This window comes from Neisseria sp. HMSC069H12, assembly GCF_001812735.1.
Lineage (GTDB): Bacteria > Pseudomonadota > Gammaproteobacteria > Burkholderiales > Neisseriaceae > Neisseria > Neisseria subflava.
The window spans coordinates 1-20,624 of sequence record NZ_KV810299.1; the positions used below are offsets into that span (position 1 = coordinate 1).

Consider the following 20,624-nt stretch of genomic DNA (forward strand, 5'->3'; position numbering starts at 1 on the left):
AATACTGTAAACAACTCTACTAATTTCTACAGGAAAAACATATTGACACCACACCTCTACTCAGATAGAAATCCACGCCCATTTGTCATTTGGCGTGATAATTTTCATTTTATTGTTCAATCAGTTATACTCTTGAATCTTAATGTTTCTTTTTAAATTCAATTTTTTACAAACTTTCCAGATAATACCATAAGCATTAAACTGCCTCTTATCCTAAAAAGGCCGTCTGAACCCCAATCAGGTTTCAGACGGCCTTTTTAAATCATGTCAATAAACATTTGTCGCTTGGCTATGCAAAAGACACCAGCAGGCTTACTTGTTTATGTAGTTATCCATATCCCGACTACAATTTAATCCAATACCATTAGCTTTTTGTTAAGGTTTCAGCTTCAGCCCACAAGCCCCGCTTCTGCTCCGCCGTCAATTTCTTAATCCCGATTTCCCGTTTCAGCGCCTCACTTTTAGTCAGGCCGTCTGAAACGATGCGCATCCCGACAGGCTTGTTCAAACGCGTGTATTTCGCGCCTTTTCCTGACAAATGCGCCGCAAACCGCTCTTGCGGACGGTTGCTGATACCGCAATAAAACGCGCCGTTTTCGCACAAAATCAGGTAAACACACCAATTTTCCGCGTTCATAAATCCCCTTCCTTGGCAAAACTCTCGGTAAAAATGCGCACAGCAGCCTCGGTTTTGGCAGACTGCACACGATAAGGCGTGACCAAATAAAGGCTGATCGGTGGCAATGTCCATTCCGGCAAAACCACTTTCAGACGGCCTTGGGCGATTTTCTCCCTCACTTCGCCGCCCACTTGCAAAGACAAACCGAAGCCGCATTCGGTCAGGCTGCGGACGGCAGCAAGATGCGTGCAGGCAATGCTGTCGGCGACGTCGAGAAAATAGCTTTCTTCACCGTTTTGCAAGGTCGTGCGGACAGGTAAAAAATGCAGCCAGCTGTGCGCATGAAGCTGCGCGGGATGGGTAATGGTCGGATGGTGATCGAGATAATCGGGCGCGGCACAAATCATATACGGCCACGTCACGAGATGGCGCGCAACCAGATTGGGATCGTCCAAAGCGCGGTCGCCGCCGCGTATGGCGATGTCGGTCTGATTGTGTTGCAGGTCGTCCAAAGTATCGCTGAAATTGAGGACGGGGCGGATTTTTGGGAACTCGGTTTGCAATCTTGCAAACGCCGTCTGAAAAGCGCGAGATTCAATGACCGTGGAAGTCAAGGAAATCCGCAATTCGCCGACGGGTTCGGTTTTCAGATTGTCGATAACGGTACGCGTATCGGCAAGCGTGGCGGCGAGGCGGCGGCAGTATTCGCCCAAGGCGCGGCCGGCATCGGTAGGCGCAAGGCTGCGCGTGCTGCGGTTTAACAGTTTGATGCCGTGCAGGGTTTCGAGGCGATTGATGTGCTGGCTGACCGCCGACGGAGTCATACCCAGCGCGGCCGCAGCGGCGTTCATACTGCCGTGTTCGAGGACGGCGGCGAAAACGAGCAGGGGTTTGATGTCTTGCATTCTTCTATGATGAGGCCATCTGAAAGTTTGGTTTTAACGAAGTCCAAACGCTTTCAGACGGCCTTCTATTTTGATTGTTTAGTTTAACTTCATAATCATAACAGCAAATCAGGGATTATCAAGCGTTTCAGACGACCTTACAATGCGTTCATCTAATCAATCACATCCCAACAAGGAGTCAAACATGAAAATCGCAGTCATCGGTTCAACAGGTTATGTCGGCAACGCAGTCGTTCGAGAATTGGCAGGTCGCGGTCATGAAGTTACCGCTTTCGCCCGCAACACGGACAAAGTGTTCCAAGCGCAAAATGTTGCCGCCGTCTCCGCAGATGTCAACGCGGCGGACTTCGCCGACAAGCTGGCAGACTTTGACGCCGTGGTCAGCGCGTTCAATCCCGGCTGGACCAATCCCAATATTGGCGCGGATTTTACACGCGGTGCAAACAGCATCGTCGAAGCGGCAAAAGCGGCGCAAGTACCGTATCTCTTAATCGTCGGCGGCGCAGGCAGCCTGTATGTCGCGCCTGATTTGCAAGTTGTCGATACGCCCGACTTCCCGAAAGAAATTTACAACGGCGCCAATGCCGCACGCCACCTCTTGACGGCACTCCTGCCGCACCGCGATGTGAACTGGTCTTTCGTTTCCCCGCCGGCACGACTGGGCGCGGACGGCGGTTTCAGCGAAGACAAAACCGGCAAATACCGTTTGGGCAAAGACGATTTGCTGATGGACGGTGAAATTCCTGCAGGCATCAGCGTGGCCGATTTGGCAGTCGCCATCGCCGACGATGTGGAAAATAAAGCGCATTTGTTTGAACGCTTTACCGTCGCCGCCGTTTAATCGTCTTAATTTAAAGGCCGTCTGAAACCCAAAGTTTCAGACGGCCTTTGCATATTCGGATCGATAGAAATAAATATTTAATTACAATTTTGCTATAGCAAACATAACTAACTTTCGATATTTCAAGGCTTCCAACCTCGTCAGTCCCACCTCGCGGAAATGACAGCAATAGGTAAGCTGCGTATCGAAAATAAAGTAATTTGGCTATATCAAACCAAAACCACCATTTCCACCCGCCTCAAACGACAGGCGGTTTTAATTCAATTTGATTTTCGAGCCCCCACCAATTTCGTTATCTATAAAATCATTGAATTGTTGACGGAACTCCATTGGTCGGGCGATATAAGGAATCGGAGCATGACTGCCGCCCGTCCCTCTGACCACTATGGAGCCATAATTGAAAATCCTGCCCCAAAAACCTTGGATTACAGAAAGACTTTCAGCGCGATCGATATTTAATTCAATTGTTTGCCGACGGATAAAGCCAGCTTTGGCGATCAGTCTTTTATTGGTCAATGCAAGCTCCGTTGTCATGACATTCAGCACAGCCACAATAATAAACAATATGCCGATTATTCCAATAATTGGAATCTCTCTTATCAACAGTGCAAACAATGCACCAAATACCAATCGTCCGAATTGGGACAGCCACGATACTTGCGCTTTATAAACAATACGTTCATTCCGCCCTAAAGAGTTTTCAACATAACTTACCATTTGACGTTCTCCACATTAGATATTTTCCAAAAATACGGATTATAATCCGTGGATAAATAAACGTCAAAATTGGATATTTTGAGATTTGTGAAGACAAATCTCATGAGTAAAATCAGTGTTTTGATAGGTATAAAAATCCGAGAAATCCGCAAACAGTCCAATATCAACCAAGAAAGCTTAGCCTTACTTGCCGAGATAGACAGAAGCTATATGGGTAGAATAGAAAGGGGGGAGGTCAACATAACGGTTGATAAACTATATCAACTGTCTTCTGCTTTAAACTGTTCCGTACACGACTTACTGCCGGATGATTTGGAAATTAAAAATACTTGAACCATTCAAGTAGTACGCCCACATTTCCAATCTGCTAAAAAGGTCGTCTGAAACCCCAAAACCCAAAGTTTCAGACGGCCTTTTGCTATAATACGCACATTAAATTTATCTATACGCGAGTTCTCATGTCCGCAACCCAACCCACCATCGCCGCCATCGCCACCGCACCCGGACGCGGCGGCGTCGGCGTTATCCGTCTTTCCGGCAAAAACCTGCTGTCTTTGGCGCAAACCCTCAGCGGCGGCAAAACGCCCAAACCGCGCACCGCGCTTTACACCGACTTTCTCGGCGGCGACGGGCAGCCGATAGACAACGGCATCCTGCTCTACTTCGCCGCGCCCGCCAGCTTTACCGGCGAAGACGTGATTGAATTGCAGGGACACGGCAGTCCCGTCGTGATGGACATGCTGCTTTCGCGCTGCCTCGAACTGGGTGCGCGCATGGCGGAGCCGGGCGAATTTACCAAACGCGCCTTCCTCAACAACAAACTCGACCTTGCCCAAGCCGAAAGCGTCGCCGACCTCATCGACGCCTCCAGCAAGTCCGCCGCGCGCATGGCGTTGCGTTCACTCAAAGGCGCGTTTTCCCAACACATACACGAGTTGGTGGACGACCTTATTACCCTGCGGATGTTGGTCGAAGCCACGCTGGACTTTCCCGAAGAAGACATCGACTTTCTCGAAGCCGCCGACGCGCGCGGCAAGCTCCAAGCCCTGCAAGGCCGTCTGAAAACCGTGCTTGCCAGCGCAGAACAAGGCGCGATTTTGCGCGAAGGCATGAACGTCGTCCTCGTCGGCGCACCCAACGTCGGCAAATCCAGCCTGCTCAACGCCTTGGCGGGCGACGACATCGCCATCGTAACCGACATCGCCGGCACCACCCGCGACACCGTGCGCGAACAAATTACCCTCGACGGCGTGCCCGTCCACATCATCGACACCGCCGGCCTGCGCGAAACCGACGACGTGGTCGAACAAATCGGCATCGAACGCAGCCGCAAAGCCGTCTCCGAAGCCGATGTCGCCCTGATTCTGATTGACCCGCGCGAAGGTGTGAACGCCAAAACCCAAGCCATTTTGAACAGCCTGCCCGAAGGTTTGAAAAAAATCGAAATCCACAACAAAGCCGACCTGACCGGCGAACCCGTCGCCGTCCGTTCAGACGGCCTCGCGCAAACCAACGCGGACACCGTCATCAGCCTGTCCGCCAAAACCGGCGCGGGTCTCGATTTGCTCAAACACGCGCTGTTGCAGGAAGTCGGCTGGCAGGGCGAAAGCGAAAGCCTGTTCCTCGCCCGCAGCCGTCACCTCAACGCCTTGCATGAAGCCGAAGCCGAGCTGGAAAACGCCGCCCTCTGCGACAATAACCAAATCGAGCTTTTCGCCGAACACCTGCGCCTCGCCCAAAACGCGTGCAGCGAAATCACCGGCGAATTTACCGCCGACGATTTGCTGGGTGTGATTTTCTCGCGCTTCTGTATCGGCAAATAAAACGGTTTGCCATCAAAGACAAAGGCCGTCTGAATGTTCAGACGGCCTTTTTTATCACCAAAACAAGCTTAATTTCACTTCGTTTATTTATTGGCAGCTTCTGCCATATTTTTTGCAATATTGGTTGCGCCAACTGTCAAACCGGACATGCCGATCAAAGAAGCCGCAGCCAATTTGATTAATGTTTTCATTTTAACTCTTTTCTGTGTATTTAAGGGTGTGTTGTGTATTTTTTATTTATCGGCATCAGCCATATTGTGGGCGATATTGGTTGCGCCGACGGTCAGGCCGGACATACCGATTAAAGAGGCGGCTGCCAGTTTGATTAAAGTTTTCATTATTTGTCTCACTTTCTTGTCTGTCGGCCGAAAAACGGCCTAAGTTGCGTTTTCTGAGGTATTGTAATTAATTCGTTTATGATTAAATTATTTGTGTACTACCGTTTCAATATTGTAGGCGACGCTGAGGGCGGAGGCCGGCATCCCCGACATGCCGATTAAAGAAGCGGCAGCAAGCGTTATTAAATGTGCCATTTTAAGTAGCCCTTTTTCATAGATACAAAATGTTATTTAACAACATACACATTTTTTCGCCGGCATCTGCGCCGCCGACAGGACGAATCATACCGTGTTAATCGTTAATTAATACAACTTTTCTGTAAAGATGAAATACTAAAAACATACATAATGAATTTTTTAGTTAATTTATATTTTGTTTTGAAAATAAGACCAATGTCTTTTTCAATGACACCGATGTCTTAATTACATACACACTACAAACGTACCTTGCCGCACCCATAAAATCCCTCCTTTTTTGTTGCAAAATCGCACTCTAAATTGAATATATTTTTAAATTCAAAATGTTACAAATTTATCTTTTTTTACAGCCCAACTCTTCACTTAGTCAAAATCAATACCTTTGATAGCTTCTTTTAAAGAAAACACACGCTTCTAGCGCATATCCGACCATAAAATGCGCTGCAAATATATGATATAGTGAAATATTCTGCGTATTGACTATTTCCAGCATGAACAACACCCTAATCCTGACCGGCGCGGCCGCATTTTTTATTGGCGCGCTGTTTGCTTGGCTGATAACACGCTACCAAGCCCAAAGCCGACACTTTATTGTTTTGCAAGAATTGGCCGAAAGCCGCCGCCTGCATGAGTTTGCCGAACAGGTGCAGGCTCAAACTGCGGCGGACTTGGCGCAAAGCCGCCATACCGTGCAGGAATTGCAAGACGAATTGCAGGAGACAGGCAACCGCTTTGCCGCAGCCGAAAAACAGATTGCCTATCTGCAAGATTGCGAGGCCGAAGCCGAAGCTTTAAAACACGAATGTGCAAAATGGCAGCAAAGTGCGCAAAACCTGCAAATCAACAACGAGCGCCTCAACACGCAACTGGTTCAAGAACAGGCCTTGAGTGCGGATAAAAATACGCTTTTGCAACAACAGGAAACGGAAAAAGGCCGTCTGAAACAAGACTACGACACGCTGTTAGAGCAAAACCATGCGCTGCAAGTCCAAAACGAACGTCTCTCCACTCAACTGATCCAAGAAAAAGCCAATATCGACGATAAAAACAGCCTTTTACAGCAACAGGAAGCCGAAAAAGGCCGTCTGAAACAAGAATACGCCGCCCTTTTGGAGCAAAACCACGCGCTTCAAGTACAAAACGAGCGCCTCAACACCCAATCGGAAAAAGACCGTCAGGCTGCCGAAGAAAAGCTGGCCCTGCTGGCAGATGCGCGTAAAAACCTGAGCGACCAGTTCCAAAACCTCGCCAACACTATTCTGGAAGAGAAAAGCCGCCGCTTTACCGAGCAAAACCACGACCACCTTCAGCAACTGCTTAATCCGCTCAACGAACGCATACATGGCTTCAGCGAGCTGGTTCAGCAGACTTATGAAAAAGAAGCCAAAGAACGCCTGACCATCGAAAACGAGCTCAAACGCCTGCAAACCCTCAACACCCAGCTCCACCACGATGCCAAAGCACTGACCACCGCGCTGACCGGCACGCAAAACAAAACCCAAGGCAACTGGGGCGAGATGATTTTGGAAAGCGTATTGGAAAATTCCGGCTTGCAAAAAGGTCGCGAATACATCGTCCAAGCTTCCAGCGTCCGCCACGAAGCAGACGGCACCCAACGCCGCCTCCAGCCCGACGTCCTCATCAATCTGCCCGACAACAAACAAATCGTCATCGACTCCAAAGTATCGCTGACCGCCTACGTCCGCTATACGCAAAGCACCGGCGCAGAAGCAGAGCGCGAGCTTGCCAACCACGTCGCCAGCATCCGTGCCCACATTAAAAACTTGGCCGCGAAGGATTACACCGACCTTGATGGCGTCAAAACGTTGGACTTCGTCTTTATGTTCGTCCCTGTCGAACCGGCCTACCTCCTCGCCCTGCAACACGATCCAAACCTCTTCCAAGAGTGTTTCGACAAACGCATCATGCTGACCGGCCCCAGCACCCTGCTCGCCACCTTGCGCACCGTTGCCAACATCTGGCGCAACGAGCAGCAAAACCAAAACGCGCTGGCGATTGCCGAGGCAGGCAGCAAACTCTATGACAAATTTGTCGGTTTTGTCGAAAGCATGGACGGCATCAATAAAGCGCTTGGTCAGGCCCAATCCCAGTTTCAGACGGCCTATGGCCGCTTGGTTTCCGGCAGGGGCAACCTCATCAGCAGCACCGAAAAACTGCGCAAATTGGGCATCAAAGCCGGTAAACAGCTGCAACGCGATTTATTAGAAAAAGCCATGTCGGAAAACGAAGACCACGCTGCCTTACCGACTGCACAAGACCAAGAAAATGACTGATAAAACTTAAGACATTGCAAATAAAGGGAATTTAACAATGAGCAACATCACCATCGTCCTTGCCGCCGATACCGGCTATGCCGAGCAGGTTCATACACTGATGAAATCCATCTGTACCCACAACACAAATGTCGATTTCTACCTCATGCACAATACCTTCAGGCGGGAATGGATCGACTATACCAATCAAAAGCTCGCAGCCAGCGGCAGCCGTCTGAATGATGTCAAAATCGAGATGGACTTCAGCCAATATCGCCGCTTGTCCCATATTTCGGATGCTGCATTTTTCCGCCTGATGATGCAGCACCTGCCTGTCGACCGCGCCCGTATCTCGACAGCGATATGGTGGTGACCCAATCCCTGCATGATTTGTTCAACCTCGATATGCGCGGTTATCCCGTTGCGGCGGTACAAGATTCCGTTTTGGCGCACATCGAGTGGAAATACCCTATCGACCTGCACACCACACCCTATTTCAATTCAGGCATGTTGCTGGCCGACTTGGTGCAATGGCGGGAACACAATATCGCGGTGCAACTGCTGAAAACCGCTGCCTGCCTCAACGAAGCCGTACCCTATGGCAACCAATGCTTTCTAAACACCGTATTTCAAAAAAACTGGCTGCAATTAGAAGAATCTTGGAACTTCCAAACCGGCGCAGTCGAATATTTCCAAAAACGAAACCTCAGCGAAGTATTCCCCAAACCCGACACCGTCCCGCCCGTTATCCACTACACCACACGCGCCAAACCGTGGTTGTGCGATTACGGCGAGATTCCTTTTATCGAAGTCTATTGGCAATACTATTGCGCCGACTGGCCGAAAGCGTAATTTCAGGCAAGGATTTCCGTTCCCTTCAATTATCTTTAAACAACCCATCATCAAAAACAAAAGGCCGTCTGAAATCGTTTCAGACGGCCTTTTAAGCCATAAAAAAACAGGCAGAACATTCTGCCTGTTTTGTGTTCACACCCGACCGTAAAGCGGGCTTTGCCACTCATCCTCAGTCGGCGTCATCGTTATCCGATTAGATACCGCGCAACAATTCGTTCACGCTGGTTTTCGCACGGGTCTGCGCGTCCACGCGTTTGACAATAACTGCGCAGTAGAGGCTGTGGCTGCCGTCTTTGGAAGGCATGCTGCCGGATACGACAACCGAACCAGCCGGTACGCGGCCTTGATAGATTTCGCCGGTAGTACGGTCAAAGATTTTGGTGGATTGACCGATGAACACGCCCATAGAAATCACGCTGCCTTCTTCGACAATCACGCCTTCGACGATTTCGGAACGCGCACCGATGAAGCAGTTGTCTTCAATAATGGTCGGGCTGGCTTGCAGAGGCTCGAGTACGCCGCCGATGCCGACGCCGCCGCTCAAGTGCACGTTTTTACCGATTTGCGCGCAAGAGCCGACAGTCGCCCAAGTATCGACCATCGCACCTTCGTCAACGTATGCGCCGATATTGACATAAGAAGGCATCAACACGACATTTTTCGCCACAAAGCTGCCACGGCGGGCAACGGCACCCGGAACTGCGCGGAAACCTGCGCTGCGGAACTCGTCTTCAGACCAATCGGCAAATTTAGTCGGCACTTTGTCGAAGTATTTGTTCACACCGTCGTTGAGGATTTCATTGTCCTGAATGCGGAAAGACAGCAATACGGCTTTTTTCGCCCATTCGTTGACTTTCCATTCGCCCACACCCAAACGCTCGGCAACGCGCAGTTTGCCGGAGTCGAGTTGGCGGATGGTTTCCAAAACCGCTTCACGCACTTCGGGGGTAACGGTATTCGGATTGATTTCGGCACGGTTTTCAAAAGCCGTTTCAATGATGTTTTGCAAAGACATGTTGATTCCTTCAAGAGATCAGGGCCGTCTGAAACCTATTCAGGCCGCCCTATTACAAATATTTAACTTGTTATTTTGCCATGTAAAAGCAATTTCGTCAGCTATTAACAATTAGCACCAAGCGTTACACAGCCGGATTTCGGTTAAGCCAAGATTTTCAGACGGCCTGTTCAAGTGAATGGAATGGCATTTATTTTCCAACCGGTTTCCCAGCCTCAATATGCAGACTACCCATTCTGCCGACACGCCGTGCCGATAAATCAATCTTTGCCGCCAATCTTTTACAGCAGATTTTCAGCCACCACGCCGCATTCGATATTCCGCTTTAACGGTTTCGCATTCAAATCCTTCAAGGTCGTCTGAAAGTCGGCAAAATCCATCAACTGCGAACCGAAACGGCGCATATGTTCAGTATCCTGCTGACAATCTATCAGCGCAACGCCCAAATCCGATAAAAACGGGACGGCGCAGGCAAACGCAATCTTTGACGCATCGGGACGCAAAGCAAACATTGATTCGCCATAAAACACGCAGCCGATTTGCACGCCGTAAAACCCGCCTGCCAACTGCATTTCGCCTTGTTCATCAGGTAGCCAACATTCAAACGAATGCGCATGTCCCTGATGGTGCAGCTTCAAATAGGCCGTCTGAAACGCAGGTTCTATCCACGTTCCGTCCTGTTCCGGACGCGGCACATTGGCGCAATGGGCAATTACTTTTTCAAAACAGCGGTTGACCGTTACCCTATACGGCTTGTGGCGCAAAGTTTTGGCGAGCGATCGGCCGATATGCAGGTTTTCCGGTACAATCACGGCTCGCGGCGCAACCGCATACCAGAAAAACCAACCGTCGCGGCTAAACCACGGAAAAATCCCCTGCCCATACGCCGACAACAGCCGCCCCGTATCCAAATCGCCGCTGACGCCGACCAAGCCATCGCATTCTGCCAAAGCGTAAGACGGGTCGGGGAAACGATAATCCCGTGGCGCAAGAAAAGGAATCTTCATCGTAAAGCCCATAAAGTTTCAGACGGCCTCAGGCTGAAAATGCCCAAGGCCGTCTGAAAAATCAACATACAAACTGATTAACGTTTGGTTTTGGTTTGGCATTCGCCGCATACGCCGTACATATACAGCGCGTGATCGACGATGCGATAGCCGTTTTCTTCGGCGATTTTGTCTTGCAGCGCTTCGATTTCCGGATTGTGGAATTCGGTTACTTCGCCGCATTTCACGCAGACGATGTGGTCGTGGTGATCTCCTTTGTCCAATTCGTAAACCGCTTTGCCGGTTTCAAAATGGTGGCGTTGCAAAATGCCTGCCTGTTCAAACTGGGTCAGCACACGGTAAATCGTCGCCACGCCGATTTCCACACCCTCTTCCAACAGGATACGGTACACATCTTCCGCACTCAAATGCTCCTCGGCATGAGTCTCGAACAAGTCCAAAATTTTCAAACGTGGACCCGTAACTTTCAAACCGCTGTCTTTCAATTGCGCAATGTTGCTGAATTTTTCCATAATATTCAATATCCCTGTAAGGTAATAACCGTTATAATACGCACTTTCCGCCCGTTTGCCCACTATTGGGCCGTTAAAGGGCGGCAATCTGCCGCCGGTCTTGCAATTGAAAATCGGCGATAAAGAAAAATTAAGAAGATGATTATCGTTTGCTTTTTAAAAATATTCAAGCGATGATAAACATCTTTCCCGAAATGACACAGAAAGGTAAGCCCGTGAATAAAGCCTTATGCCTTGCCATCGCCGCTATTTTAGGTCTGGCCTCATGCAGTGCCGAGCGCGTATCCAACTTTCCATCCTACAAACTCAAAATCATTCAAGGTAACGAGCTCAATCCCCGAGCCGTGGTTTCCCTGCGCCAAGGTATGACCCGCGACCAAGTCCAACTGCTGCTCGGTACGCCGCTCCTGCGCGACGCCTTCCATGCCGACCGCTGGGATTACACTTTCAACACCAGCCGCAACGGCATCATCAAAGAACAAAGCAACCTGACCCTGTACTTTGAAAACGACGTCCTCGCACGCGCCGAAGGCGATGCCATTCAAAAATCCATCGAAGCCGTTCAAGCCGGACAAAACGTCGTTCCGACCACCGAAACCAAGCCGAAATAAGGAAGCCCCATGAGCGCATTGAAAATCGCCATTGCCGGCGTCAACGGCCGCATGGGTCGCGTATTGGTTGAAGCGGTCAACAACCATCCCGATGCCGTCCTCTCCGGCGCACTCGAGCATTCCGGTTCGGATGTATTGGGTTTGGATGCAGGCTTCGCCTCCGGCCTCAAAACCGGCGTTGCCATTTCAGACGACGTGGATGCCGTACTGGCTCAAAGCGATGTCCTCATCGACTTTACCCGTCCCGAGCCAACCCTGAAACACCTGCAAAAATGCGTGGAAAAAGGCGTCAACATCATCATCGGCACCACCGGTTTTGACGACGCAGGCAAAGCCGCCATCCAAGCCGCAGGCGAAAAAATAGGCGTCGTCTTCGCAGCCAACTTCAGCGTCGGCGTCAACCTGACCTTCCATATCCTCGACACCGTTGCCCGCGTGTTAAACGAAGGCTACGACATCGAAATCATCGAAGGCCACCACCGCCACAAAGTCGACGCCCCAAGCGGCACCGCGTTACGCATGGGTGAAGTCATTGCCGACGCACTCGGCCGCGACCTCAAAGAATGCGCCGTTTACGGCCGCGAAGGCCACACCGGCCCGCGCGATCCGTCCACCATCGGTTTTGCCACCGTCCGCGCAGGCGACATCGTCGGCGACCACACCGCCCTCTTCGCCACCGACGGCGAGCGCGTGGAAATCACCCACAAAGCCAGCAGCCGCATGACTTTTGCCGCCGGTGCCGTACGCGCCGCAGTTTGGGCAAACGGCAAAAAAGGCCTGTACGATATGCAAGACGTATTGGGTTTGAAAAACCGATAAACCCGCATCATCAGGTTTCATACCTTACAAGGCCGTCTGAAAGCACAACGTCGATTTTCAGACGGCCTTATTAAAAAGAAAGCCCCACCATGTCCTATCAACAAATCACCATCAACGTCAACGATGCCGTCGCCGAACGCCTTGCCGACGCGCTGATGGAACACGGTGCATTGTCCGCCGCCATTGAAGATGCCTACGCCGGTACAGAAAACGAGCAGGCCATTTTCGGCGAGCCGGGCATGCCGACCGAGCAAATCTGGCAACAAAGCAAAGTCATCGCCCTTTTCGGCGAAAGCGACGACGCCGCTTCCATTATCAAAGCCGCCGCGCAGGAATGCGGTTTGAACGATTTGAAATACACCGGCGAAATCCTTGAAGATCAAGACTGGGTACGCCTGACCCAAGCGCAATTCGACCCGATTCAAATTTCCGACCGCCTGTGGATTACCCCGTCTTGGCACGAAGCGCCCGACGGCAACGCCGTCAACCTGCAACTCGATCCGGGCCTTGCCTTCGGTACGGGTAGCCATCCGACCACACGCCTCTGCCTCAAATGGCTCGACACGCAACTCAAAGGCGGCGAAAGCGTATTGGACTACGGCTGCGGCTCCGGCATTTTGGCCATTGCCGCCCTCAAACTCGGCGCAGGCTCCGCCATCGGCGTAGATATTGACGAACAAGCCATCCGCGCCAGCAAAGACAATGCCGCGCAAAACAACGTCGACGCGCAGTTCTACCTGCCGGACGGCCTGCCGCAAGGTCAATTTGATGTCGTTGTCGCCAACATTCTGGCCAACCCGTTGCGTATGCTCGGCGAAATGCTTGCCGCGCGTACCAAACAAGGCGGCCGCATTGTCTTGTCCGGTCTTTTGGACGAACAAGTCGAAGAACTCAGCGGCATTTACAGCCAATGGTTCGACATCGATCCTGCCGAAATCGAAGAAGGCTGGGCACGATTGAGCGGTGTCAAACGCTAAACCTGTTTTCCGATACAAAGGCCGTCTGAAATTTAATCTTTCAGACGGCCTTTTTGCACTTAAAACGCTGAATATTCCAGCAAAATCAGGTATAATTGCCTATTATTTTGACCTTTCGGAACACATCCGCCGCGTCAGTTTGACATTTCATCACGCGCACGGAAAATTTCCTTGAAATTCAGCAAGAAAAGACCATGACTGACCAAAAACACGAAGAATACGGCGCCGACAGCATACAAGTGCTGGAAGGCTTGGAAGCGGTACGCAAACGCCCCGGTATGTATATCGGCGACACGCAGGACGGCAGCGGCCTGCACCACATGGTGTTCGAGGTGCTCGACAACGCCATTGACGAAGCGCTCGCCGGACATTGCGACAAAATCACCGTAACCATCCATGCCGACAATTCCGTCAGCGTGGCCGACAACGGCCGCGGCATGCCGACCGGCATCCACCCGAAAGAAGGCCGCTCTGCCGCCGAAGTCATCATGACCGTCTTGCACGCAGGCGGCAAATTCGACAACAACAGCTACAAAATCTCCGGCGGCTTGCACGGTGTGGGCGTATCCGTCGTCAACGCACTGTCCGACTGGGTAACGCTGACCATCTACCGCGACGGCAAAGAACACTTCGTCCGCTTCGTACGCGGCGAAACCGAAGAGCCGTTGCGAGTGGTCGGCGATTCCGACAAAAAAGGCACGACCGTGCGTTTCCTCGCCAGCGCGGAAACCTTCGGCAACGTCGAATACAGCTTCGACATCCTCGCCAAGCGTATCCGCGAACTTTCCTTCCTGAACAACGGCGTGGACATAGAATTGATTGACGAACGTGACGGTAAACACGAAAGCTTCGCCCTTTCCGGCGGCGTGGCCGGCTTCGTGCAATACATGAACCGCAAAAAAACGCCGTTGCACGAAAAAATCTTCTACGCGTTCGGCGAAAAAGACGGCATGAGCGTCGAATGCGCGATGCAATGGAACGACAGCTACCAAGAAAGCGTGCAATGTTTTACCAACAACATTCCGCAACGCGACGGCGGTACGCACTTGACCGCGCTGCGCCAAGTGATGACCCGCACCATCAACAACTATATCGAAGCCAACGAAGTGGCTAAAAAAGCCAAAGTGGAAACCGCCGGAGACGATATGCGTGAAGGCCTGACCTGCGTTTTGTCCGTCAAACTGCCCGACCCGAAATTCTCATCGCAAACCAAAGACAAACTGGTTTCCAGCGAAATCGGCCCCGTCGTCAACGAAGTCATCAACCAAGCACTGACCGACTTCCTTGAAGAAAACCCGACCGAAGCCAAAATCATCACCAGCAAAATCGTCGATGCCGCCCGCGCACGCGAAGCCGCCCGCAAAGCACGTGAAATTACCCGCCGCAAAGGCGTGATGGACGGTTTGGGCCTGCCGGGCAAACTTGCCGACTGCCAAGAAAAAGACCCTGCCCTGTCCGAACTCTACCTCGTCGAGGGTGACTCCGCAGGCGGTTCCGCCATGCAGGGCCGCGACCGCAAATTCCAAGCGATTTTGCCGCTCAAAGGTAAAATTTTGAACGTCGAAAAAGCACGTTTTGAAAAAATGCTGGCCAGCCAAGAAGTCGCCACGCTGATTACCGCTTTGGGCGCGGGCATCGGCAAAGAAGAATTCAATGCCGAAAAACTACGCTACCACCGCATCATCATCATGACCGATGCCGACGTGGACGGCGCGCACATCCGCACCCTGCTCCTGACCTTCTTCTACCGCCAAATGCCCGAGCTGGTCGAACGCGGCTACATCTACATCGCCCAGCCGCCTTTGTACAAAGCCAAATACGGCAAACAAGAGCGCTATCTCAAAGACGAACTGGAAAAAGACCAATGGCTGCTCGGTTTGGCCTTGGAAAAAGCCAAAATCGTTTCAGACGGCCGTACCATCGAAGGCGAAGAGCTTGCCAATACCGCCAAACAATTCCTGTTGGCCAAAACCGTCATCGAGCAAGAAAGCCGCATCATTGACGAACTCGTCCTGCATGCCATGTTGCATGCTTCGCCGGTCGATCTCAGCACGGCAGAAAGCGCAGACCGCGCCGTTGCTGAATTGAGCGGCCTCTTGGACGAAAAAGAAGTCGCGCTCAAACGTATCGAAGGCCACGAAGGACACCAGTTCATCAAAATCACACGCAAGCTGCACGGCAATGTGATGGTGAGCTACCTCGAGCCTAAGTTCCTCAACAGCAAAGCCTACCAAACCCTTACCCAAACCGCCGACGCACTCAAAGGCATGGTCGGCAAAGGGGCGAAGCTCTACAAAGGCGACAACGAATACGACATCGACAGCTTTGAAGCCGCTTTGGACATCTTGATGAGCGTTGCCCAAAAAGGCATGTCCATCCAACGATACAAAGGCTTGGGCGAGATGAACCCGGAACAACTTTGGGAAACCACGATGGATCCTACCGTCCGCCGTCTCCTGAAAGTCCGCATCGAAGACGCCATCGCCGCCGACGAAGTGTTCGTCACCCTGATGGGCGACGAAGTCGAACCGCGCCGCGCCTTCATTGAAAACAACGCCCTGCTGGCACAAAACATCGACGCCTAAGCATGGAAAGATAAAAGGCCGTCTGAAAAACGATTTTCAGACGGCCTTTTTGTTTTATTTCTTACAACTCAAATTCCAGCCACTTCGCGCGTTTACTTTAATCATTTATTTTAATTCGCATATTTTAATAGAGCGTTCCAACTGATTCAGATTCGGGACAACCCAAATAACCAGTTTGAAACGCTCCAATCTGCTTCCACTTTATTCCGCTTTTCCCAAAATCATCGCATCGCCATAGCTGAAAAAGCGGTATTCCTGTTCCACTGCATGACGGTAAACGCTGCGGATATGCTCCATGCCCGAAAACGCGCTGACGAGCATCAACAAGGTTGATTTGGGCAGGTGGAAGTTGGTAATCAATCGGTCGGCAACATTGAAGCGGTAACCCGGCGTAATGAAAATATCGGTATCGCCGCGTCCGGCTTTCAGACGGCCTGTTTCGCGTGCGGCGGACTCCAAGGCGCGCATGGAGGTTGTGCCCACTGCCCACACTTTATTGCCGCGTGCTTTGGCGGCTTCAACGGCGGCAACGGTCTCGGCCGGTACGTCAAACCACTCGCTGTGCATTTTGTGTTCTTCAATTTTATCGACGCGCACGGGTTGGAATGTGCCGGCACCGACGTGCAGGGTCACTTCCGCGGTTTCTACGCCTTTGGCTTTCAGACGGCCCAACAATTCATCGGTAAAGTGCAAACCTGCCGTCGGCGCGGCCACTGCGCCTTGATATTTGGCGTACACGGTCTGATAGCGGCTGTCGTCTTCATCATCGGCCGCGCGTTCGATATAAGGCGGCAAGGGCAGATGGCCGTTTTGCTCTAAAAGTTCGTAAACGGTTTGCTCGCCTTCAAATTTCAGGCAAAACAATTCTTCCGCACGCTCCATCATGACGGCACGGATATCGCCTTCAAAAATCAATTCTGTACCCGGTTTCGGCGATTTGGACGAGCGGATATGCGCCAATGCGGTATGCGCGTCCAATACCCGCTCAATCAAGGCTTCGATTTTGCCGCCGCTGGCTTTTTGACCGAACAGGCGCGCCTTCATCACTTTGGTATTGTTAAACACCAGCACATCGCCTGGTGCGACATAATCGGGTAAATCGCCGAAATGTTTGTCTTCAATCGGCAATGTAGGCAAGGCAACCAGAAGCCTGCTGCTGCCGCGCACTTCCGGAGGATGCTGGGCAATCAGTTTTTCGGGTAATTCAAAATCAAAATCGGAAATATCCATTGTCGCGCATACTTTAAAAAAACAGGCGCCATTATACGCGCAAAGTTGGTTTTCAGACGGCATGTTTTGTCGAAAAACCAATAAATTAGAATAAACGCTCTTGAAAAAATCACCTTTTAACGAAAATCAGCGTTCCTTTCTTTTTTCGCCGAAAAACGCCTTTTTTCTATCTTTTACTGGACATTTACCGACAAGTTCGGGAAAATAACCAGATTCATTTCTCAGGCTCCGCCCTGTTCCGACATTATTTAAACGCCGGATGGCAAACCTGCCTTCCGACGTCTCAGGAAATCATCTAAAACCACAGCGGCGCATACCCAATATGCACTTTATGCCGCGCTAAAAAGGAAAAGCAATGGATTTGCGTAAATTGAAAAAACTGATTGATTTGGTCGAAGAATCAGGCATTGCAGAAATTGAAGTTACCGAAGGCGAAGAAAAAGTCCGCATTACGCGTACCACTGCCGCCGCAACTCCTATTTATGCTGCTCCGGCACCTGCCGCAGCCGCTCCGGTTGCCGCCCCTGCCGCTGCTCCGGCCGCAGCCGCTCCAGCAGCCGCCCCTGCCGCTCGCGATTTGTCCAACGCACAAAAATCGCCTATGGTCGGTACGTTCTACCGCGCCCCCGGCCCGAACGCCGCCGCTTTCGTTGAAGTAGGTAAACAAGTAAAAGCCGGCGATACTTTGTGCATCATCGAAGCCATGAAGCTGATGAATGAAATCGAAGCCGAGAAATCCGGTGTCATTAAAGAAATTCTGGTTGAAAACGGTACTCCGGTCGAATACGGCGAGCCGCTCTTCATCATTGAATAATCCGTTTTTTCAGACGGCCTTTATCTTTAAGGCCGTCTGAAATTCCTTTTTCTGTTCATTAAGGACAAACCATGCGTCTGATTTTGGCTATTTTCTTGCCTTGGTTGCAGTTTTTCACCATCGGCCGTCCGATTGCAGGCATCATCTGTCTGATTCTGCAATGTACGCTGGTTGGCTGGATACCGGCAGCCATGTGGTCGGTTTACGCCTTGAGCCAATACAAAACCGACCAAAAAATCCGCAACGCATTAGGCGGCCGCTGAGGCCGTCTGAACCATCCGGAAAGATTATCATGCTGAAAAAAGTATTGATCGCCAACCGGGGCGAAATCGCCCTGCGCGTCCTGCGAGCCTGCCGTGAAATGGGCATCGCCACTGTCGCCGTCCATTCCGAAGCCGACAAAGACAGCCTGCACGTCAAACTCGCCGACGAATCCGTGTGCATCGGCCCTGCCGCATCCGCACAAAGCTACCTCAACATTCCCGCCCTCATTGCTGCTGCCGAAGTGACCGAAGCCGACGGCATCCACCCGGGCTACGGCTTCCTCGCCGAAAACGCCAACTTTGCCGAACAAGTCGAACAATCCGGCTTTGTCTTCATCGGTCCGAAAGCCGACACCATCCGTCTGATGGGCGACAAAGTATCCGCCAAACACGCCATGATCGAAGCCGGCGTGCCTTGCGTTCCCGGTTCTGAAGGCGCATTGCCAGACGACGGCGAAGAAATCCTCAAAATCGCCGACAAAGTCGGTTATCCCGTCATTATCAAAGCCTCCGGCGGCGGCGGCGGTCGCGGTATGCGTGTTGTCGAGAAAAAAGAAGACCTCCTCCAGTCTGTCGAAATGACCAAAGCCGAAGCAGGCGCGGCATTCGGCAACCCGATGGTTTACATGGAGCGCTATCTGCAGCGTCCGCGCCACGTCGAAATCCAAGTGATTGCCGACGAACACGGCAACGCCATCTACCTCGCCGAGCGCGACTGCTCCATGCAGCGCCGCCACCAAAAAGTCATCGAGGAAGCACCGGCTCCGTTCATCACTGAAGAAGAACGCACCAAAATCGGCAAAGCCTGTGCCGACGCTTGCAAACGCATCGGCTATCGCGGCGCAGGTACGTTTGAATTCCTGTACGAAGACGGCGAATTCTTCTTTATCGAGATGAATACACGCGTTCAGGTTGAGCATCCGGTTACCGAGCTCATTACCGGCGTGGACATCGTCCAAGAGCAATTGCGCATCGCATCCGGCCTGCCTTTGCAATACAAACAGGAAGACATTCAAGTCGAAGGCCACGCGTTTGAGTGCCGTATCAACGCCGAAGACCCGTACAACTTCATTCCAAGCCCGGGCTTGATTGAAAGCTGCCACCTGCCCGGCGGCTTCGGCATCCGCGTCGACAGCCACATCTACCAAGGCTACCGCATCCCTCCTTACTACGACAGCCTGATCGGCAAAATCTGCGTCGTCGGTAAAGACCGCGACCAAGCCATGGCAAAAATGCGCGTAGCCCTTGCTGAGCTGGCGATTACCGGCATCAAAACCAACACGCCGCTGCACCGTGACTTGTTCAGCGACCCAGGCTTCCAAAAAGGTGGCGTCAGCATCCACTACTTGGAACATTGGTTGGAAGAACGCAAAGCCAAACTGGATAAATAATCCTTTGTTTTGACTAAACGTAAGGCCGTCTGAAACATAAAATAAAGTTTCAGACGGCCTTTTTTAAGGCGAAGCAGGCTTCTTCAAATACCGCGTGGACTTTGACGCGCTGGAAAGCCTGCCCGAACTCAAAGCAGGCAAAATCGGCGCGATTTGCTGTTCGCGTCCAACCAACCCGACCGGCAACGTGCTGACCGACGGCGAAATGGCGCGGCTGGACGCTTTGGCGCAAGAACACGGCATTCCGCTGATTATCGACAACGCCTACGGAATACCGTTCTCCAACATCATTTACAGCGACGTGACGCTGAATTGGCACGAAAACATCATCCTCTGCTTCAGCCTTTCTAAAATCTGCCTGCCCGGCGTGCGCACCGGCATCATCATCGCCGCTGTTGCAGGACGGTCGTCTGAAACAGCTTTCAGACGACGTCATCCGGCCGTTTTACCGCAATCAGGCACAAACTGCCGTCTCGCTGCTCAAGCGTGAATTGGGCGCGTATCCGTTGAAAATCCACAAGCCTGAAGGTGCGATTTTCTTGTGGCTTTGGTTTGAAAACCTGCCTGTTTCGTCGCAAACCTTGTACGAAATACTCAAAGCCGAAGGCACGCTGATTATTCCGGGTGAGCATTTCTTTGTCGGCATCGATATGCAAGACTATCCGCACGCCCACGAGTGCATCCGCATGAGCATTGCGCAGGACGCGGAAACGCTGGAAAGAGGCATCGCCGCCATCGGCAAGGTGATGCGCGGTTTGTACGATGCGGCGTAAACGGTAAAGTTGATAGCCATTCAGTCAAAAGGTCGTCTGAAAACAGTTTCAGACGACC

At 51.6% G+C, this 20,624-nt stretch carries 20 protein-coding genes and 1 pseudogene; 14 read left to right on the forward strand and 7 right to left on the reverse strand.

Annotation, left to right across the window (positions count from 1 at the left end):
• Positions 1-364: 364 nt before the first annotated feature.
• Positions 365-637 (reverse strand): GIY-YIG nuclease family protein, encoded by a 273-nt coding sequence (locus tag HMPREF2872_RS09530; protein WP_070633198.1) that lies wholly within the window; start codon positions 635-637, stop codon positions 365-367.
• Entirely contained in the window at positions 634-1,524 is an 891-nt protein-coding gene (locus HMPREF2872_RS09535) for a LysR family transcriptional regulator (RefSeq protein ID WP_070633200.1), read from the reverse strand. The genes HMPREF2872_RS09530 and HMPREF2872_RS09535 overlap by 4 nt, the downstream gene beginning before the upstream one ends.
• Positions 1,525-1,708: 184 nt before the next feature.
• On the opposite strand from HMPREF2872_RS09535, the gene HMPREF2872_RS09540 reads away from it, so the two are divergent.
• Positions 1,709-2,365: an NAD(P)-dependent oxidoreductase gene (locus HMPREF2872_RS09540; protein ID WP_070633202.1), complete on the forward strand. Its 657-nt coding sequence runs from the start codon at positions 1,709-1,711 to the stop codon at positions 2,363-2,365.
• A gap of 255 nt (positions 2,366-2,620) precedes the next feature.
• On the opposite strand, the gene HMPREF2872_RS09545 is transcribed toward HMPREF2872_RS09540, so the two are convergent.
• Positions 2,621-3,082 carry a PH domain-containing protein gene (locus HMPREF2872_RS09545; protein WP_070633204.1) on the reverse strand — a complete coding sequence of 154 codons (462 nt, stop codon included), beginning with the start codon at positions 3,080-3,082 and terminating at the stop codon, positions 2,621-2,623.
• Positions 3,083-3,184: 102 nt separating this feature from the next.
• Here HMPREF2872_RS09545 and HMPREF2872_RS09550 point away from each other — a divergent pair, with 102 nt between their 5' ends.
• The 5 genes from HMPREF2872_RS09550 to HMPREF2872_RS12105 all read left to right on the forward strand — a co-directional run bounded on the left by HMPREF2872_RS09550 (position 3,185) and on the right by HMPREF2872_RS12105 (position 8,566).
• Positions 3,185-3,415, forward strand: coding sequence for a helix-turn-helix domain-containing protein (locus HMPREF2872_RS09550; protein WP_070633205.1), 231 nt, complete (start codon positions 3,185-3,187; stop codon positions 3,413-3,415).
• 125 nt (positions 3,416-3,540) lie between these two features.
• Positions 3,541-4,905, forward strand: a complete 1,365-nt coding sequence (mnmE, locus tag HMPREF2872_RS09555; RefSeq protein WP_070633208.1) for a tRNA uridine-5-carboxymethylaminomethyl(34) synthesis GTPase MnmE — start codon at positions 3,541-3,543, stop codon at positions 4,903-4,905.
• Between the two features lie 1,027 nt (positions 4,906-5,932).
• Positions 5,933-7,735, forward strand: coding sequence for a DNA recombination protein RmuC (gene rmuC / locus HMPREF2872_RS09560; RefSeq protein ID WP_070633210.1), 1,803 nt, complete (start codon positions 5,933-5,935; stop codon positions 7,733-7,735).
• Positions 7,736-7,772: 37 nt separating this feature from the next.
• Positions 7,773-8,087 carry a glycosyltransferase gene (locus HMPREF2872_RS12100; protein ID WP_283119016.1) on the forward strand — a complete coding sequence of 105 codons (315 nt, stop codon included), beginning with the start codon at positions 7,773-7,775 and terminating at the stop codon, positions 8,085-8,087.
• Positions 8,078-8,566 carry a glycosyltransferase family 8 protein gene (locus HMPREF2872_RS12105; RefSeq protein WP_283119017.1) on the forward strand — a complete coding sequence of 163 codons (489 nt, stop codon included), beginning with the start codon at positions 8,078-8,080 and terminating at the stop codon, positions 8,564-8,566. Before HMPREF2872_RS12100 ends, HMPREF2872_RS12105 begins: the two co-directional genes overlap by 10 nt.
• Positions 8,567-8,762: 196 nt before the next feature.
• Here HMPREF2872_RS12105 and dapD read toward each other — a convergent pair whose 3' ends face one another.
• The 3 genes from dapD to fur form a co-directional block, all read right to left on the reverse strand.
• The gene (dapD, locus tag HMPREF2872_RS09570) at positions 8,763-9,584 is read right to left on the reverse strand and encodes a 2,3,4,5-tetrahydropyridine-2,6-dicarboxylate N-succinyltransferase (RefSeq protein ID WP_003684212.1); all 822 of its coding nucleotides are present in this window, start codon (positions 9,582-9,584) and stop codon (positions 8,763-8,765) included.
• A 281-nt stretch (positions 9,585-9,865) separates the two neighbouring features.
• Positions 9,866-10,591, reverse strand: a complete 726-nt coding sequence (aat, locus tag HMPREF2872_RS09575; RefSeq protein WP_070633312.1) for a leucyl/phenylalanyl-tRNA--protein transferase — start codon at positions 10,589-10,591, stop codon at positions 9,866-9,868.
• A gap of 77 nt (positions 10,592-10,668) precedes the next feature.
• Positions 10,669-11,166, reverse strand: a complete 498-nt coding sequence (gene fur, locus HMPREF2872_RS09580) for a ferric iron uptake transcriptional regulator (RefSeq protein WP_003682812.1) — start codon at positions 11,164-11,166, stop codon at positions 10,669-10,671.
• Between the two features lie 152 nt (positions 11,167-11,318).
• On the opposite strand from fur, the gene HMPREF2872_RS09585 reads away from it, so the two are divergent.
• The 4 genes from HMPREF2872_RS09585 (at position 11,319) to gyrB (ending at position 16,095) form a co-directional block, all read left to right on the forward strand.
• A complete protein-coding gene (locus HMPREF2872_RS09585) occupies positions 11,319-11,714 on the forward strand; it encodes an outer membrane protein assembly factor BamE (RefSeq protein WP_049350824.1) in 396 nt (131 codons plus the stop codon).
• A gap of 9 nt (positions 11,715-11,723) precedes the next feature.
• Complete coding sequence (gene dapB / locus HMPREF2872_RS09590; RefSeq protein WP_070633212.1) at positions 11,724-12,533, forward strand: 4-hydroxy-tetrahydrodipicolinate reductase; 810 nt, start codon at positions 11,724-11,726, stop codon at positions 12,531-12,533.
• Positions 12,534-12,622: 89 nt separating this feature from the next.
• Positions 12,623-13,510: a 50S ribosomal protein L11 methyltransferase gene (prmA, locus tag HMPREF2872_RS09595; RefSeq protein ID WP_070633214.1), complete on the forward strand. Its 888-nt coding sequence runs from the start codon at positions 12,623-12,625 to the stop codon at positions 13,508-13,510.
• A gap of 194 nt (positions 13,511-13,704) precedes the next feature.
• Positions 13,705-16,095: a DNA topoisomerase (ATP-hydrolyzing) subunit B gene (gene gyrB / locus HMPREF2872_RS09600; protein WP_070633216.1), complete on the forward strand. Its 2,391-nt coding sequence runs from the start codon at positions 13,705-13,707 to the stop codon at positions 16,093-16,095.
• Between the two features lie 201 nt (positions 16,096-16,296).
• On the opposite strand, the gene queA is transcribed toward gyrB, so the two are convergent.
• Positions 16,297-17,325: a tRNA preQ1(34) S-adenosylmethionine ribosyltransferase-isomerase QueA gene (gene queA / locus HMPREF2872_RS09605; RefSeq protein ID WP_070633218.1), complete on the reverse strand. Its 1,029-nt coding sequence runs from the start codon at positions 17,323-17,325 to the stop codon at positions 16,297-16,299.
• Between the two features lie 355 nt (positions 17,326-17,680).
• Between queA and accB the strand changes: the two genes are divergently transcribed.
• The 4 genes and pseudogenes from accB to HMPREF2872_RS09625 all read left to right on the forward strand — a co-directional run.
• Positions 17,681-18,139: an acetyl-CoA carboxylase biotin carboxyl carrier protein gene (gene accB / locus HMPREF2872_RS09610; protein ID WP_070633220.1), complete on the forward strand. Its 459-nt coding sequence runs from the start codon at positions 17,681-17,683 to the stop codon at positions 18,137-18,139.
• Positions 18,140-18,210: 71 nt separating this feature from the next.
• Positions 18,211-18,402 carry a YqaE/Pmp3 family membrane protein gene (locus HMPREF2872_RS09615; protein ID WP_003684175.1) on the forward strand — a complete coding sequence of 64 codons (192 nt, stop codon included), beginning with the start codon at positions 18,211-18,213 and terminating at the stop codon, positions 18,400-18,402.
• 29 nt (positions 18,403-18,431) lie between these two features.
• Entirely contained in the window at positions 18,432-19,793 is a 1,362-nt protein-coding gene (gene accC, locus HMPREF2872_RS09620) for an acetyl-CoA carboxylase biotin carboxylase subunit (RefSeq protein ID WP_070633222.1), read from the forward strand.
• 67 nt (positions 19,794-19,860) lie between these two features.
• A pseudogene (locus HMPREF2872_RS09625) lies at positions 19,861-20,566 on the forward strand (aminotransferase class I/II-fold pyridoxal phosphate-dependent enzyme); the annotation flags it as partial.
• Between the last annotated feature and the right edge of the window lie 58 nt (positions 20,567-20,624).